Source organism: Streptomyces flavochromogenes, assembly GCF_000717595.1.
Taxonomy (GTDB): Bacteria; Actinomycetota; Actinomycetes; order Streptomycetales; family Streptomycetaceae; genus Streptomyces; species Streptomyces flavochromogenes.
On sequence record NZ_JNZO01000018.1, the window covers coordinates 252,152 to 265,660 of the forward strand.

18 protein-coding genes are annotated in these 13,509 nt (G+C 70.4%); 9 read left to right on the forward strand and 9 right to left on the reverse strand.

From position 1 onward, the window contains the following. Positions 1 to 58 precede the first annotated feature (58 nt). Positions 59 to 1,108, forward strand: coding sequence for a family 2 encapsulin nanocompartment cargo protein polyprenyl transferase (locus IF00_RS0122905; RefSeq protein WP_030320892.1), 1,050 nt, complete (start codon positions 59 to 61; stop codon positions 1,106 to 1,108). 15 nt (positions 1,109 to 1,123) lie between these two features. Here the strand turns inward: IF00_RS0122905 and IF00_RS0122910 are convergent, their stop codons facing one another. After that, positions 1,124 to 1,699 (reverse strand): TetR/AcrR family transcriptional regulator, encoded by a 576-nt coding sequence (locus tag IF00_RS0122910; RefSeq protein WP_030320893.1) that lies wholly within the window; start codon positions 1,697 to 1,699, stop codon positions 1,124 to 1,126. 111 nt (positions 1,700 to 1,810) lie between these two features. On the opposite strand from IF00_RS0122910, the gene IF00_RS0122915 reads away from it, so the two are divergent. Genes IF00_RS0122915 through IF00_RS0122925 form a run of 3 tightly spaced genes read left to right on the forward strand, consistent with a single transcriptional unit; the run spans position 1,811 to position 3,209 of the window. Then, the gene (locus IF00_RS0122915; protein ID WP_030320895.1) at positions 1,811 to 2,392 is read left to right on the forward strand and encodes a dihydrofolate reductase family protein; all 582 of its coding nucleotides are present in this window, start codon (positions 1,811 to 1,813) and stop codon (positions 2,390 to 2,392) included. Positions 2,393 to 2,435: 43 nt separating this feature from the next. After that, positions 2,436 to 2,747 carry a hypothetical protein gene (locus IF00_RS41505; RefSeq protein ID WP_106975862.1) on the forward strand — a complete coding sequence of 104 codons (312 nt, stop codon included), beginning with the start codon at positions 2,436 to 2,438 and terminating at the stop codon, positions 2,745 to 2,747. A gap of 42 nt (positions 2,748 to 2,789) precedes the next feature. Continuing rightward, positions 2,790 to 3,209 carry a DUF6304 family protein gene (locus tag IF00_RS0122925; RefSeq protein WP_030320897.1) on the forward strand — a complete coding sequence of 140 codons (420 nt, stop codon included), beginning with the start codon at positions 2,790 to 2,792 and terminating at the stop codon, positions 3,207 to 3,209. Between the two features lie 79 nt (positions 3,210 to 3,288). On the opposite strand, the gene snpA is transcribed toward IF00_RS0122925, so the two are convergent. Beyond that, entirely contained in the window at positions 3,289 to 3,945 is a 657-nt protein-coding gene (gene snpA, locus IF00_RS0122930) for a snapalysin (RefSeq protein ID WP_030320898.1), read from the reverse strand. Positions 3,946 to 4,131: 186 nt separating this feature from the next. Here snpA and IF00_RS0122935 point away from each other — a divergent pair, with 186 nt between their 5' ends. Together IF00_RS0122935 and IF00_RS0122940 are read left to right on the forward strand one after the other, a co-directional pair. Next, positions 4,132 to 5,097 carry a LysR family transcriptional regulator gene (locus IF00_RS0122935; RefSeq protein WP_209439789.1) on the forward strand — a complete coding sequence of 322 codons (966 nt, stop codon included), beginning with the start codon at positions 4,132 to 4,134 and terminating at the stop codon, positions 5,095 to 5,097. Further along, entirely contained in the window at positions 5,094 to 5,570 is a 477-nt protein-coding gene (locus IF00_RS0122940) for a GNAT family N-acetyltransferase (protein ID WP_030320901.1), read from the forward strand. The genes IF00_RS0122935 and IF00_RS0122940 overlap by 4 nt, the downstream gene beginning before the upstream one ends. Before the next feature lie 15 nt (positions 5,571 to 5,585). Here the strand turns inward: IF00_RS0122940 and IF00_RS42795 are convergent, their stop codons facing one another. Then, on the reverse strand, positions 5,586 to 6,698 hold the full coding sequence (locus IF00_RS42795) for a hypothetical protein (RefSeq protein WP_051820560.1): 1,113 nt from the start codon (positions 6,696 to 6,698) through the stop codon (positions 5,586 to 5,588). 75 nt (positions 6,699 to 6,773) lie between these two features. Between IF00_RS42795 and IF00_RS0122950 the strand changes: the two genes are divergently transcribed. Continuing rightward, positions 6,774 to 7,409: a hypothetical protein gene (locus tag IF00_RS0122950; RefSeq protein ID WP_030320905.1), complete on the forward strand. Its 636-nt coding sequence runs from the start codon at positions 6,774 to 6,776 to the stop codon at positions 7,407 to 7,409. A 3-nt stretch (positions 7,410 to 7,412) separates the two neighbouring features. On the opposite strand, the gene IF00_RS0122955 is transcribed toward IF00_RS0122950, so the two are convergent. Beyond that, positions 7,413 to 7,799: a VOC family protein gene (locus IF00_RS0122955; RefSeq protein WP_030320907.1), complete on the reverse strand. Its 387-nt coding sequence runs from the start codon at positions 7,797 to 7,799 to the stop codon at positions 7,413 to 7,415. A gap of 100 nt (positions 7,800 to 7,899) precedes the next feature. Beyond that, the gene (gene sodN / locus IF00_RS0122960) at positions 7,900 to 8,295 is read right to left on the reverse strand and encodes a superoxide dismutase, Ni (protein ID WP_030320908.1); all 396 of its coding nucleotides are present in this window, start codon (positions 8,293 to 8,295) and stop codon (positions 7,900 to 7,902) included. 184 nt (positions 8,296 to 8,479) lie between these two features. On the opposite strand from sodN, the gene sodX reads away from it, so the two are divergent. Further along, positions 8,480 to 8,914 carry a nickel-type superoxide dismutase maturation protease gene (sodX, locus tag IF00_RS0122965; protein ID WP_078944814.1) on the forward strand — a complete coding sequence of 145 codons (435 nt, stop codon included), beginning with the start codon at positions 8,480 to 8,482 and terminating at the stop codon, positions 8,912 to 8,914. On the opposite strand, the gene IF00_RS0122970 is transcribed toward sodX, so the two are convergent. Then, complete coding sequence (locus tag IF00_RS0122970) at positions 8,818 to 9,447, reverse strand: CGNR zinc finger domain-containing protein (protein ID WP_030320912.1); 630 nt, start codon at positions 9,445 to 9,447, stop codon at positions 8,818 to 8,820. The two genes, sodX and IF00_RS0122970, sit on opposite strands and share 97 nt — an antisense overlap. Before the next feature lie 94 nt (positions 9,448 to 9,541). Between IF00_RS0122970 and IF00_RS0122975 the strand changes: the two genes are divergently transcribed. Next, positions 9,542 to 10,291, forward strand: a complete 750-nt coding sequence (locus IF00_RS0122975) for a class I SAM-dependent methyltransferase (RefSeq protein ID WP_030320913.1) — start codon at positions 9,542 to 9,544, stop codon at positions 10,289 to 10,291. Between the two features lie 63 nt (positions 10,292 to 10,354). On the opposite strand, the gene IF00_RS0122980 is transcribed toward IF00_RS0122975, so the two are convergent. From IF00_RS0122980 to IF00_RS0122990, 3 genes are read right to left on the reverse strand one after another with little or no spacing between them, the layout of a single operon-like run. Continuing rightward, positions 10,355 to 11,122, reverse strand: a complete 768-nt coding sequence (locus IF00_RS0122980; RefSeq protein ID WP_030320915.1) for an amino acid ABC transporter ATP-binding protein — start codon at positions 11,120 to 11,122, stop codon at positions 10,355 to 10,357. After that, on the reverse strand, positions 11,119 to 12,066 hold the full coding sequence (locus IF00_RS0122985) for an amino acid ABC transporter permease (protein ID WP_030320916.1): 948 nt from the start codon (positions 12,064 to 12,066) through the stop codon (positions 11,119 to 11,121). Before IF00_RS0122985 ends, IF00_RS0122980 begins: the two co-directional genes overlap by 4 nt. 55 nt (positions 12,067 to 12,121) lie before the next feature. Beyond that, positions 12,122 to 13,087, reverse strand: coding sequence for an ABC transporter substrate-binding protein (locus tag IF00_RS0122990; protein ID WP_030320918.1), 966 nt, complete (start codon positions 13,085 to 13,087; stop codon positions 12,122 to 12,124). Positions 13,088 to 13,509: the final 422 nt, after the last annotated feature.

Genomic DNA, 13,509 nt, shown 5'->3' on the forward strand with positions numbered 1-13,509 from the left:
GGGCGCTCCCGGCTCGTCGCCGCGCAGCATCGCCACGGAGGAGACGAAGGAAGTGACCTTGAGCATTGCCGGCGGGGATGCCGTCACCGACGGTCAGGGGGCTGTGCGGCTCCTGGACCGGACGCGGACGGCCGTCCATCCTCAACTGCGCTCGACCGTCGAGACCCTGCCCGGTTCGATGCGGCGGGTCGCGATGTACCACTTCGGCTGGGAGCACGCCGACGGCACTCCTGCCAGGGAGCAGCCGGGCAAGGCGATCCGGCCCGCCCTGGTCCTCGCGGCGACCCGCGCGCTCGGCGCCGACGAGGCCTCGGCGGTGAAGGCCGCGGCCGCGGTGGAGCTCGCGCACAACTTCACCCTGCTCCACGACGACATCGTCGACGAGGACGTGACCCGGCGGCACCGGCCCACCGCCTGGACGGTCTTCGGCATCCCGGACGCGCTGATCGCCGGGGACGCGATGAGCGCGCTCGCCCTGCGGATGCTCGCCGAGGATCCGCACCCCGCCTCGGCGGCCGCGTCCGCGCGGCTCGCCGCCTGCATCATCGAGCTCTGCGCGGGACAGCAGGCGGACTGCGCCTTCGAGCAGCGGGCGCCGCGCGAGGTCTCCCTGGACGAGTGTCTGGCCATGGCCACCGCCAAGACCGGCGCGCTGCTCGGCGCCTCCTGTACCATCGGCGCGCTCTACGCGGGCGCGGGGGACGAGGAGGTCGCCGCGATGGACGCGTTCGGCCGTGAGGCGGGCCTCGCCTTCCAGCTGATCGACGACCTCATCGGGATCTGGGGAGACCCGGACCGTACGGGCAAACCCGCCGGGGCCGATCTCGTCGCCCACAAGAAGTCGCTGCCGGTGGTGGCGGCGCTCGCCTCGGGGACGCCGGCGGGTGACGAGCTGGCCGAGCTGTACTCCCGCCCGGTCCTCGACGCCGAGGCGGTACGGGCGGCCGCGGACGCGGTCGAGCGGGCCGGTGGGCGCGACTGGGCGCAGGACCAGGCGGCCGAGCGGATGGGCCGTGCCGTCGAGCACCTGGCCCAGGCGGTCCCGGACCTGGCGGCGGCGGGGGACATGCTGGCGCTCGCGGAGTTCGTCACGCGACGCTCGCGCTGAGGCCCCGGGGCGTCGTCACGCCTCGGGGACGATCCGGTTGACCACGGTCTCGATCAGGTCGTCCAGGTGCCGGTCGTCGTGCAGGCCCGGGACCGTGAAGTGGTCGAGCAGCAGCCCGGTGAGGGCGAAGTAGAGCAGCCGGACGGTGTCCGCGTCCCCGGGCATCCCGGCCTCCAGGTGCCCCTGGATGTTCGCGTCCAGATCGCCCCGGAGCACCTTGGTGAGCTGGGTCCGCAGCTCGGGGCGGCGCACGGCTTCGAGGCGGAGCTCGAAGAGCCCGAGGTAGCAGGTGCGCTCGGCGGCGAGCCGCTGGGCGACCTGGCGCATCAGCTCGAAGACCAGGGCGCGGCTCGGCGCGGGCAGCATGGCGGTCTCCATGACTCCGGGCTTGGGGGTGAGCCGGACGAAGATCCGGTCGGCGACCTCGGAGAGCACCTGGTCCCGGTCGCGGAAGTAGTTGGACGAGGTTCCCGTGGGGACCCCGGCGCAGGCGTCGACCGCGCGGAAGGTCAGCCCGCGGGCACCGTCGTCCGCCAGGACCTGGATGGCAGCGTCGAGCAGCGCCGTACGTCGTTCGGGGTTTCTCGCCATGTCGTGTTTCCTCCTTCTTCGAACATAGGGCTTGCGTAACCACTACAGGTGAAGCACTATAGCCGTCGTGGTTGCGATCGCGGCCACGATCCGAAGTGGAAGAGGACCGGTTTGCGCAAGCTCACGTACTTCATCGCCTGCACCATCGACGGCTTCATCGGTGACCCCAAGGGCGATGCCACCTCCATGTACCAGTTCGTGGACGCCGAGTTCCTGGAGTTCCTGACCGGCGAGTACCCGGAGACCGTCTCGGCGCAGGGCCGGGAGATGCTCGGGATCGACGCCGAGAACCAGCGGTTCGACACCGTCGTCCAGGGGCTGGGGTCGTACCGGATCGCCCTGGACATGGGCATCACCAGCCCGTACGGCCACCTGCGGGAGGTCGTCGCCACCCGCTCGCTGGCCGAGTCGCCCGACGCCAACGTGGAGCTCATCGCCGACGACCTCGTCGGCCGCGTCCGCGAGCTCAAGGCCGAGGACAGCCCCCTGGACATCTGGCTCTGCGGTGGCTCCACGATCGCCGGTGAGCTCATCGAGGAGATCGACGAGCTGGTCATCAAGACCTATCCGCAGGTGTACGGCTCCGGTATGCCGATGTTCGGCGCCGACTTCGAGCCCCGCGACTTCGAGCTGAACGACCTGCGCGTCTTCGGTAACGGCGCGTTCGTCCGTACGTACACCAGGAAGCGGTGAACGGCGGCAGGCGCTCCCGTGCGAGCCGTCCTACCCTGGACCTATGGGTGACGAGGCGCCTCACACGACGAGGGACCCCCGGGCCGAGCACGGATGCCCGGCCTGCGGGCAGCCGCGAGCCGTGACGGCCACCCGGCACAAGGTCCTCGGGGCCTGGGTGCCGGAGTGGGAGGTGCAGCCCTGCCGCAACCCGGACTGCACGCTCTACCGGAGCGTGGAGGCAGACCTGGGCGAAAGCGTGGAAACGGCCGCCGACGTGGCTGCGGGCACGCGTCCCGTCGCGGGTGCGGAAGCCGCGAGCACGCACGTGACCGGCAAGAACGGCGAGATCGGGAGAAGTCAGGCCACGGGGTGACCGGACGCGCGCAGGAGCCGGTCGTACGGCTACAGTCCGCGCATGTCATCGGAGTCGACGGAAGTCTGGACCGGCTGGTACCGGGACCGCAGCGGCGCGGAAGCGATCGTCATCACGGCCGACGGGCGGCATGTCGCCACCCGGATCAGGGGGATCGAGTACACGGGCGAGGGCTTCGCCGAGCTCAGCGCGGCGGCGGAGGGCGGGCAGCCTCTCACCGCCTGCGTCCTGGAGTGGGACCTGCCGCTCCCCGTCGTCATGGACGGCGCCTCCCAGCAGGCCACGCTGAGCTGCCTGCTGACCCTCGGTGAGCGCGCGGACCTCAGCCTGACGCTGCACTACGGTGGCGCCGCCTTCGAATCGTGCGTCGCCGGAGGTGACTTCGACGGGGCGCTCGAACGGGTCAGGCGCCAGCTGCCGCCCGGCGCGGATTTCGGCCGCCGACTGCTTCAGGCGGCCTGAGAGCACCCGTACCGGAACGGAGAACGAGGACGGCGGCGCCCCGGGGAGGGGACGCCGCCGCTTCTCGTCTTCCGCGTGCTCAGCTCTTGAACGCGGAGGCGAGGCCGTTGCGCCACAACTGGTCGACGCGGGACCGCTCCTGGGAGTTCGGCTGGGCGTTCTGGCAGGACGTGCCGGGGCCGCCGCCCGACATCAGCTCGCTGCACGGACCGCTGTAGTGGTCCGGCAGCCCGAGGACGTGCCCGGTCTCGTGGGCGGTCACACGGGTGGAGTTGTACTGCTGGTTCTGCCGGTAGTCGAGGAAGATGTAGCCGCTGCCGTGACCGTCGGTGCTCGCGTACGAGCCACGGGAGTCGTTGCCCTCGTAGTAGCGGAAGTCCGGGTTGCTGCCCTCGACGAGCCGGACGTTCGCCACCGAGCTGTTCCATATCTGCGTCGAGCGGGAGATCTGGCTGCGGAAGCTCGGCGCGTTGGCGGCGCTGTAGACCACGGTGACGGCGGCCGCGCCGGGAGCGGCGGCCCGCTTCTTCGCCACCGACTTCACGACGGCGTCGAAGAAGGCCTGGTTGGCCTTCGCCTCCTCGGCCGAACCGGCGTACGCCACGGCGGTGTTGCCGGCCGCGGGGACGCCGGTGGGGGCGGGGGCGGCCACGGCCGGGGCCGCGCCCAGCGAGGCGGCGAGACCGAGGCCGAGGGCGGTGGTCAGGACAGAGGTGAGGACCTTGGGGTGACGCATGGGGGGCTCCTCCTGTAGGGGATGGGAGAGAGTCTCGGGGGAGCCGGGGCGCGTGGGGATGATGTCAACCGGCGATAGCATCACCGCATCACCTGGTCGAAACACCCTCAACTCCCTTGAAATCAAAGGTGATTGAGGGGTTCCGGGTATCTGGTGCGAGCCAGGGAGCCGCCCTACCCTCGGGGCATGGAGCTGGAGGTGAGACACCTGCGCGCGCTCTGCGCCATCGCGGACACGGGCAGCCTGCACAAGGCGGCCCGCCAACTGGGCATGAGTCAGCCGTCGTTGACCACCCAGCTGCGCCGCATCGAGAACACCCTGGGCGCCGAGCTCTTCTCCCGCGGCCGAACCGGCTGCCGCCCCACCCCGCTCGGTCGCTCCCTGCTCAGCCGGGCCCGCCCGCTCGTCGCCGACATGGCGGCGCTCGTCACCGAGACCCGGGCCGCCGCCCGCACCGACGGACTCGGGCTCCGGGTCGGGTCCACCGCCAGCCGGGCGCTCCCGGGCTGGCTGCGCCGGCTCCGCCAGCGGCTGCCCGGCACCGACATCGGCCTGCGGATGGACGTCTCCGCGAACGCGCTGCTGCGGAGCGTCGCCGCCGGGCGGCTCGACGTGGCCTTCGTGCACGAGGTGGAGGGCTGCCCGTTACGGGTCCCCGAGGGCCTCAAGGGGCGCGTCCTGGTCGCCCGCGAACCGCAGTTCGTCTCCATGGCCCGTGACCATCCGGCCGCCGCCCGGCCCGTGGTGGACCTCGCCGACCTGGCCGGCGACCACTGGATGGTCGACCCGACCGTGGACGGCGAATGGGACGGCCTGCGCCGGGTCCTGGACGCCGCCGGCATCGACCCGCCGCTGCTGCACGGCGACTACCACACGGCCGCCTCCCTCATCGTCCTCGGCGAGGCCGTCGCCCCCTGCCAGCCGACCTCGGTCCCGCGCGAGGACATGGCCGTCCGCCCGCTGCGCGGCGACCCGCTGGCCGTCCGACTGCTGCTGTACGCGCGCCCCGGGGCGCCCCTGGACACGCTGTACGCGGAACTCGCGGCGGCCTACCGGGAGGTGGCCCTGAGGGCGGCCCCGTACCGCGAGTGGCTGCGGCGGCAGGGAACGGCCGCGAGCCTGTCGGTGGGACCGTGCATGATGACGGCATGAGCGAACACCCGGCACCGGCACTGGTCCGACACGCGCGCCCCGAGGACCTGCCGCGGGTCGTGGAACTCATCGCCGAGCACGCGGCGTACGAGAAGGCGGCGCCCCCCGCCCCCGGGCTCGCGGACCGGCTCACCGGCCTCCTCTTCGGCACCGAACCGCCCCGCCTCCGCTGCCTGGTCGCCGCCCTCCCCGACGGCACCCTCGCGGGCTACGCGAGCTGCGCGCCGGAGCTCTCCACCTGGGACGGCACGGAGTACCTCCACATGGACTGCCTCTACCTCACGGAGACCTCCCGGGGGCACGGCCTGGGCCCGCTCCTGATGGCGGCGGTCCGCGCGGAGGCGAGCCGGCTCGGGCTCGCCGAGATCCAGTGGCAGACCCCCGCGTGGAACGAGAACGCGATCCGCTTCTACGACCGGCTGGGCGCCACGTCCAAGGAGAAGCGCCGCTACAGCCTCCGCACGGAGGCGTAGGCGGCCCGCGGGGGCTCAGTCGCGGGCCGGCGGCCAGGGCCCGGCGAGCAGCCGCTCGGCCTCGGTGACGATCGCCGCCGCGAGATGCTCGCGCGCGCCCGACCGGACGGCCGCCCAGTCGTTGTGGGCGTCGGTCGCCTCGAAGAGCGGCCGGAGCACCCGCGGCCGGGCCAGGGCGCCCCAGCCCTCGTACGTGATGAGGTCACCTCCGGCACCTGGGGCGAGGTGACCGTTCACGATCAGCCCCAGCCACCAGCGCACCAGCTCCCAACGGGCGGCCTCCCACGGAAGGCCGGTGTCGTCCACGGGCAGGGCGTCGGCAAGTCCCAGCTCGCCGAGAACCCGTTCGAAGAGACCGTCGGCGCGTTCGTGCTCCGACCGGGTCAGACCGGCGAGCAGCGGAAGGGACTCCGTCTCGACGTCGAGCAGCAGCGCGGTGAGCCCGGCCTCGACCAACTGCTCGGGCGAGGGCCGCCGGCCGATGAGCCGCTCGACGGCCAGCATCCGGAGGCACTCGACGGCCTCCTGCGGGGTGACGGCGTACGGGGCGTACGGAGTGGGCGCGATGACGTCGATGCCGGGTCCGCCCTCGACGAGGTACGACCAGAAGTCGACGGTGACGTGGGCGGTGAGACTGCTCGCCCGCCCGGCGAACTCGTGCCGGACGTAGTCGGAGAGGTCGTTCCCGTAGAGGATGGCGTCGGTCTGGTGGACGGACAGCACCGGGTGCCCCCACGCGCCCGGAGTGCCGGGCAGGTAGCGGTGGCCGTAGACGGGGACCAGCGGAGGAACGTTCGCGCACTCGGCCCGCGCGACCTTCAGCGCCTCGGCGGCATCCGTGGGCCGGGGGCTCCAGTCGGGATGCCAGAAGCCGTTGTGCTCCACGTCGAAGAGCATGCCCTCGACCGGCCGGGCGAGCCGGTCGGCCAGGTCGTCCGGGTCGCCGTCGCGCCAGTCCGGCCAGTTCGGCGACCCGAGGGGCAGCCCGGCGGCGAGGAACACCCGATGGTCCGCCGAGAACCCGAACCCGAACCGCGCCTCGACGGCGTCGAGTTCCGCGTCACTGAGACCGGGCCCGATCTCGGCCGGGAGCAGATGGAGAAGGACCCGGGCGTCTTCGGTGGTCAACCGAGGGGACGCAGAGGACGGAGAGGACGGGGAGAACGTGGCCATGCCCGAAGCCTAGTGACGCACACTCTTCGGATGATCACCCTTCACCCCGTCCTGGAGATCCTCGGCACGCGCGACTTCGACCTCTGGCCGGTCGTGGAATCGGAGCCGTACGGCTTCCTGCCGCTCAGCGGCCGGCTCGGCACGGCTGAGGTCGGTACGGCGGTGATGCGCATCGCCGAGTACAACAGCGACGAGACGGCGGACGAGGGCCGCCCGCCGCGTCCCACCGATCCGCTGGGGAGCTTCCTCCACGGACTGCTGACCGTGGAGGAACTCTCCGCTGCGGGGGGTCTGCGGGTCACCGACACCGCGACGGGCGTCACGCTCCTGCCCGGCTGCTGCAACGGGCTGGAAGAGCGGCGCGACTGGTTCGAGGTCCTCGACGGCGACGGGTGGGCCGGCTTCGGCCACGACCCCTCGCCGCTCGCGGAACGCGTCGGCGACGCGGTGCGGCTGACCGTCGACGTCGAACGGGCCGACAGCCCGGTGATCGAACTCCCCGTCACCGACCTGCGGCGCCTGCTGGCCGACGCGGAACGCGATCTGACCGGCTTCCTCCGGCTGGCCGACGAGTGGACCGCCCGGTACGTCCCCGACCACGCGACCGCGGTGACCGGGGCGCTGGCCAGAGCCCTGGCGCTGCCGGCGCCGGCGGAGGGGCGGTAGGCCCTACTCCGTGACGTCCTGCGGGTACCAGCGCAGCTCGACCGTGTTGCCGTCCGGGTCCTTCACGTAGACCGACTGGGCCGAACCACGGGCGCCCCAGCGGGGGACGGGGCCCTCGATGACGTCGAACGTCCCGGCGTCGAGGACCTCCTGCCAGTCGAGAGGGTCCACGACGAGACAGATGTGATCGACGTTGGACTCGCCGCGCGGGCGCGAGAAGAGGTCTATGACGGTGCTCTCGTCGATCCGCACGGAGGGGAACGACACCTTCCCAGCCCGCCATTCCTCGACGCGCTCGCCCGCGAGCCCCAGGGGCCCGGTGTAGAACGCGAGCGCCTCCTCGACGTCGGTCACGTTGAGTACCAGGTGGTCGAAAGCCTTGACGCGCATGGAGCATCACCCTTCTGTAGGTACGTCGGTATTGCGGCGGGAAAGTCCGAAGGGGTACGACCGCCAGGCGGTCGTACCCCTTCGAGCGGGAAAGAGAAGGTCAGGCCTTCTTCGTCTCCCAGAAGATGCGGTCGATCTCGGCGATGAGCTCCAGCGCCTTCTCGCCCGTCTTCGGGTCCGTCGACGCCTTGGCGGCCGAGAGGGCCTTCAGGGTGTCGTTGACCAGCTGGTTGAGCTCGGGGTACTTCTCGAAGTGCGGGGCCTTGAAGTAGTCGCTCCAGAGCACCGACACGTGGTGCTTGGCGAGCTCCGCGCGCTGCTCCTTGATGACCGTGGCGCGGGCGCGGAAGTGCGCGTCCTCGTTCGCCTGGTACTTCTCCTGGACAGCCTTGACCGACTCGGCCTCGATGCGGGCCTGGGCCGGGTCGTACACGCCGCACGGGAGGTCGCAGTGGGCGCTGACCTTCACCTTGGGGGCAAACAGGCGGGAGAGCATTGAGCCGTCCTTCCTCGTGATCGTCTTCTCAGGTGGGACATTACTCGGTGAGAAGGGCGATTTCGCGGGCGCCCCCTGGGGCTTAGGTCAAAAGTCCAGGGTCACCATGGGACTCGTGTACGAGTGAACGAGCAGATGTGTGGGTGGAGGCGCGTGTGGACCGGCGGGCGGAGCGGGAGGGCCGATGAGGGAATCGGGGCGGGAGCGAGTGGCGGATGCCGGGGCTCCGTTCGGGATCGCCGAGGTGACGGGGGTGTCCATGGTGCCCACGCTGCTCCACGGGGATCAGCTGCTCGTGCACTACGGCGGACGTCTGCGGCCGGGGTGCGTGGCCGTGGTGCGGCACCCGCTCCAGCAGGATCTGCTCATCGTGAAGCGGCTGATCGAGCGACGTGACGGCGGCTGGTGGGTGCTCGGCGACAACCCGGACGCCGAGGGCGACAGCCGGGTCTTCGGGGCCGTACCGCCCGAGCTGGTTCTCGGGCGGGTGCGGGCGCGCTACCGGCCGGTGACACCGGGGCGTCAGCGGTCGCTGGGGGTGACGCTCTCCTGGCTGTTCTCGGCGGTGAGGCCGGTCCGGTCCGACCGGTCGGCCTCCAGGCGCTTGCGGGCCCGGTAGGCGGCCACGTTGGCGCGGGTCGCGCAGCGGTCCGAGCAGTAGCGCCGGGAGCGGTTGGTGGAGGTGTCCAGGTAGGCGTTGCGGCAGGGCGGTGCCTGGCAGAGGCCGAGGCGGTCCGCGCCGAACTCCGTCAGGTGGAAGGCGAGCCCCATCGCCGCGATCGCCGCGTATCCCGCGGTCGCGTTCGACGGGTGGTCCGCGAGATGCATGTGCCACCGCGGCCGGCCGTCCTCGTCGAGGATGTCGTGGCCCGAGATCTGCGGGCTGACCGGGAACTCCAGGAGCAGCGAGTTCAGCAGGTCCACGGCTCCCGTGTGGTCGCCCTCGTCGGCCGCGGTGAAGACCGCCCGCAGCCGGGCCCGTACCGCGCGGAAGCGGGTCACGTCGGAGTCGGTGGCCCGGCGGGCCATCTGGGTGGCGGCGCCGAAGAGCTCGCGGATGACCTCGACGGAGGTCAGGGCGTCCTTGTTGCGGGCCGGCTCCTCGGTGTTGACCAGACGCACGGCGTAATCCGAGTAATAGGCCAGTTCCACTTGTAGTCCTTACTCCGGCGGGCTAGTGTCTCGGTCGGGAGGGGTAACAACTGTTTCCCCTATGAGGGTATTACGAAGAGGGGGAGGAACGGCGATGACCGGAACCGACTGGGCGGCCTGGCAGCAGAGCTGGGACCGTCAGCAGGAGTGGTACATGCCGGACCGTGAGGAGCGCTTCCGGGTGATGCTCGACATGGTCGAGGCCATGGTGGGACCGAAGCCCCGCGTCCTCGACCTCGCGTGCGGTACGGGAAGTATCACGGATCGGCTCCTCAAGAGGTTCCCGGAGGCGACCAGTACCGGTGTCGACCTCGACCCGGCCCTCCTCGCCATCGCCGAGGGCTACTTCGCCGACGACGAGCGAGTCACCTTCGTGACCGCCGACCTCAAGGACCCCGACTGGGCCGCCGGGCTGCCCCACGACGCGTACGACGCCGTCCTCACCGCCACCGCGCTCCACTGGCTCCACAGCGAGCCCCTGACGGCCCTCTACGGCCGGCTCGCCGGCCTCGTCCGCGACGACGGCGTCTTCATGAACGCCGACCACATGATCGACACGACCACCCCCCGGATCAACGCCGCCGAGCGCGCCCAGCGCCACGCCGTCATGGACCGCGCCAGGACCGGTGGCGCCCTGGACTGGGCCGAGTGGTGGGCGCTCGCCGCCGAGGACCCCGTCCTCGCCGGGCCCACCGCCCGCCGCTTCGAGATCTACGGCGAGCACGCCGACGGCGACATGCCCTCCCCGCGCTGGCACGCCGACACCCTCCTCGCCGCCGGATTCGGCGAGGCCAGGACCGTGTGGGCCTCGCCCTCCGACACCCTGCTCCTCGCCGTGAAGTAGCCGGCGCGGATGCGGGAAGGGGCGGTACGGGAGAACCCGTACCGCCCCTTCCCGTGTCTCCGGCTACAGCACCTTCGACAGGAACGCCTTCGTCCGGTCGTGCTGCGGGTTGCCCAGGACGTCGCGCGGGTTGCCCGACTCGACGACCACACCGCCGTCCATGAAGACCAGCGAGTCGCCGACCTCGCGGGCGAAGCCCATCTCGTGCGTGACGACGATCATCGTCATGCCCGACTCGGCGAGGTCGCGCATGACGTCGAGGACGTCACCGACCAGCTCCGGGTCGAGCGCCGACGTCGGCTCGTCGAAGAGCATCAGCTTCGGCTCCATCGCCAGCGCGCGGGCGATGGCGACACGCTGCTGCTGGCCGCCGGAGAGCTGCGACGGGTAGTTCCCCATCTTGTCCCGCAGGCCCACGCGGTCGAGCAGACGCTCGGCACGCTCGCGTGCCACCGCCTTCGACTCGCCCTTCACCTGGATCGGGGCCTCCATGACATTGGCCAGGGCCGTCATGTGGGGGAAGAGGTTGAAGCGCTGGAAGACCATGCCGATGTCACGGCGCTGGACCGCGACCTCGCTGTCCTTCAGCTCGTACAGCTTGCCGTTCTTCTCCCGGTAGCCGACCAGCTGGCCGTCGACCGAGAGCCGGCCGCCGTCGACCCGCTCCAGGTGGTTGATGCAGCGGAGGAAGGTCGACTTGCCGGAGCCGGAGGGGCCGACCAGGCAGAAGACCTCTCCGTTCTGGACCTCCAGGTCGATGCCCCGGAGGATGTGGGCCGCGCCGTAGGACTTGTGGACGCCTTCGGCCTTGACCATGGGCTCGCCGGTCATCCGGACACCGCCGATCGCTTGAAGGTGGTCAGGTTCGCGCGGATCCGCTGCCACGGGGTGGGCGGCAGGCTCCGCAGCGAACCGCGGGCGAAGCGGCGCTCCAGGTAGTACTGGCCGACGCTGAACACGCTGGTCAGCGCGAGGTACCAGATGGAGGCGACGAAGAGCATCTCCATCACGGCGCCCGCCGTGCTGCCGATGTTCGACGAGGCCCGCAGGAGTTCTGTGTACTGCACGGCCGAGACGAGTGACGAGGTCTTCAGCATGTTGATGAACTCGTTGCCCGTCGGCGGCACGATGACCCGCATGGCCTGCGGAAGGACGACCCGGCCCATGGTCTTGGTCTGGGACATGCCGAGCGCGTGCGCGGCCTCCGTCTGCCCCTCGTCGACGGACTGGATGCCCGCCCGGACGATCTCCGCCATGTAGGCGCCCTCGTTGAGGCCGAGACCGAGCAGCGCGACCATGAACGGCGTCATGACGTCGACGGTCTCGTTCTTGTAGATCGGCCCGAGGTTGATGTACTCGAAGATCAGCGACAGGTTGAACCACACCAGCAGCTGCACGTACACCGGAGTGCCGCGGAAGAACCAGATGTAGAGCCAGGCGACGGCGCCGGTCACGGGGTTCTTCGACAGCCGCATCACCGCGAAGACGACACCGAGGACGAGGCCCAGGGCCATCGAGGCGACGCTGATGATCACGGTGTTCGCGAGGCCGTCGAGGACCGACGGGTCGAACAGCTTGTCCCACACCGTGTCCCAGATGATGTTGCCCTGGGAGAAGGCGTAGATGAGCCATCCGAGCAGCGCGACGACGACGACGCCGCTGACCCAGCGTCCGTAGTGCCGTACGGGGATGGCCTTGATCGCCTCGTACGGGGAACCCGAGGCGCCGGACCCGGCCGGAGCGGCGGCCGGGTCCTTGGAGATCTTGTCAGTCATGACGACTGCCCTTCAGTGGAGCGGGGAGGTCACTTGCCGGCGTTGACGAGGAAGGTCACTGGCCGGCGTTGACGGTGGCCGTCTTGACGGCGCTGTCCGAGACGTCCCACTTCTTGAGGGCATCGGCGTAGGTGCCGTCCTTGATGGCCGCGTCGAGCGCTTCCTTGATGGCGTCGCGCAGCTGGGTGTCGTCCTTCGAGACGCCGATGCCGAACAGGCCGACGTCGCTCTGGTTGCCGACGACCTCGAAGTCGTTGCCGCCGCCCGAGGTCTTCGCGATGTACGCGGCGACCGGGTAGTCGTTGAGGTCGGCCACGGCGCCGCCGGCCTTGACGCGCGTCTGCGCCTCGGCGTCGGTGTCGAAGGCCTGGATCGTCAGCTTGTTGGCGCCGCACTTCGTGGCCTGGGCCTTGAAGGTGTCCTCGTAGATCGTGCCGCGCTGGACGGCCACGGTCTTGCCGCAGAGGTCGTCGAGCGAGTTGATGTTCTGCGGGTTGCCCTTCTTGACCAGGAGGGAGACGCCGGAGCTGAAGTAGTCGACGAAGTCGATGCCCTTGCCGATCTTCTTCCCGTTGTCGTCCAGGCCCTCCTGGCGCTTCTTGTTGTCCGTCATCGAGGACATGATCACGTCCTGGCGACCGGTGTAGATCGAGGTGATCAGACCGTCGAAGGTGCCCGACGTGAACTTGAACTCGACGCCGAGCTGCTTGCCCAGGGCCGCGGCGATGTCGGGGTCGACGCCGACGATCTTGCCGCCCTCGGTGAACTCCATCGGGGCGTACGAGGCGTCGGTGCCGACCTTGATGACACCGGCCTTCTGGATGTCGGCGGGGAGCTTCGAGAAGAGCGGGGCGGCGTTGGCGGAGCCGGCGTCCTTCGTCGGGGTGGCGGACGAGCCGCCCTCGGTCTGGTCGCCACAGGCGGTCAGCAGCACGGAGCCGACGACCGCGATGGCGGCGACCGCGGCAAGACGGGAGGTGCGGGTCTTGGCGGTCGTACAGCGCGTGGAGCGTGCGGTCATGATCGGGTTCCTCCGGCGTGTGAGGGAGTTGCCAGTGGTCACGTATGTCTCTTCGAGTGTCGTGACCTCGTGTGATTACGGCATCTTGCCATTCGGACCGCCTCAAACCGACGGCCACGGATGTCAAAATCGGATAACGGGTGACCCCCGAATGCCAACAGGCCGGTACATCAGGGCCGGATCTTCTGCTGGATGCCTTCCACGCCACCGAAGAATTTCCTGTTGATCTCGCCATTCGGACGACACGAAGGCCACCAATCGGGTGCTTGAAGCACCTATATGGACATGGGGTGACGTGTCGTCCTCCGTCCGTGTCCGGATGCGCTCGGTATGAGTCGCGTCACCGAGCGGATATGGACTCGTCTGCGGTGCCGTCCGTCCGGTAAGAAGGATCCTTACACCCCTCATCCGGGGCTCAGGGC

Bases quoted from the DNA above. Each gene is read 5' to 3' on its own strand.
- IF00_RS0122910 (WP_030320893.1), bottom strand. From the start codon at position 1,699: ATGGCGAGAAACCCCGAACGACGTACGGCGCTGCTCGACGCTGCCATC.
- IF00_RS41505 (WP_106975862.1), top strand. From the start codon at position 2,436: ATGGGTGACGAGGCGCCTCACACGACGAGGGACCCCCGGGCCGAGCAC.
- IF00_RS0122925 (WP_030320897.1), top strand. From the start codon at position 2,790: ATGTCATCGGAGTCGACGGAAGTCTGGACCGGCTGGTACCGGGACCGC.
- snpA (WP_030320898.1), bottom strand. From the start codon at position 3,945: ATGCGTCACCCCAAGGTCCTCACCTCTGTCCTGACCACCGCCCTCGGC.
- IF00_RS0122935 (WP_209439789.1), top strand. From the start codon at position 4,132: ATGGAGCTGGAGGTGAGACACCTGCGCGCGCTCTGCGCCATCGCGGAC.
- IF00_RS0122940 (WP_030320901.1), top strand. From the start codon at position 5,094: ATGAGCGAACACCCGGCACCGGCACTGGTCCGACACGCGCGCCCCGAG.
- IF00_RS0122950 (WP_030320905.1), top strand. From the start codon at position 6,774: ATGATCACCCTTCACCCCGTCCTGGAGATCCTCGGCACGCGCGACTTC.
- IF00_RS0122955 (WP_030320907.1), bottom strand. From the start codon at position 7,799: ATGCGCGTCAAGGCTTTCGACCACCTGGTACTCAACGTGACCGACGTC.
- sodN (WP_030320908.1), bottom strand. From the start codon at position 8,295: ATGCTCTCCCGCCTGTTTGCCCCCAAGGTGAAGGTCAGCGCCCACTGC.
- sodX (WP_078944814.1), top strand. From the start codon at position 8,480: ATGAGGGAATCGGGGCGGGAGCGAGTGGCGGATGCCGGGGCTCCGTTC.
- IF00_RS0122975 (WP_030320913.1), top strand. From the start codon at position 9,542: ATGACCGGAACCGACTGGGCGGCCTGGCAGCAGAGCTGGGACCGTCAG.
- IF00_RS0122980 (WP_030320915.1), bottom strand. From the start codon at position 11,122: ATGACCGGCGAGCCCATGGTCAAGGCCGAAGGCGTCCACAAGTCCTAC.
- IF00_RS0122985 (WP_030320916.1), bottom strand. From the start codon at position 12,066: ATGACTGACAAGATCTCCAAGGACCCGGCCGCCGCTCCGGCCGGGTCC.
- IF00_RS0122990 (WP_030320918.1), bottom strand. From the start codon at position 13,087: ATGACCGCACGCTCCACGCGCTGTACGACCGCCAAGACCCGCACCTCC.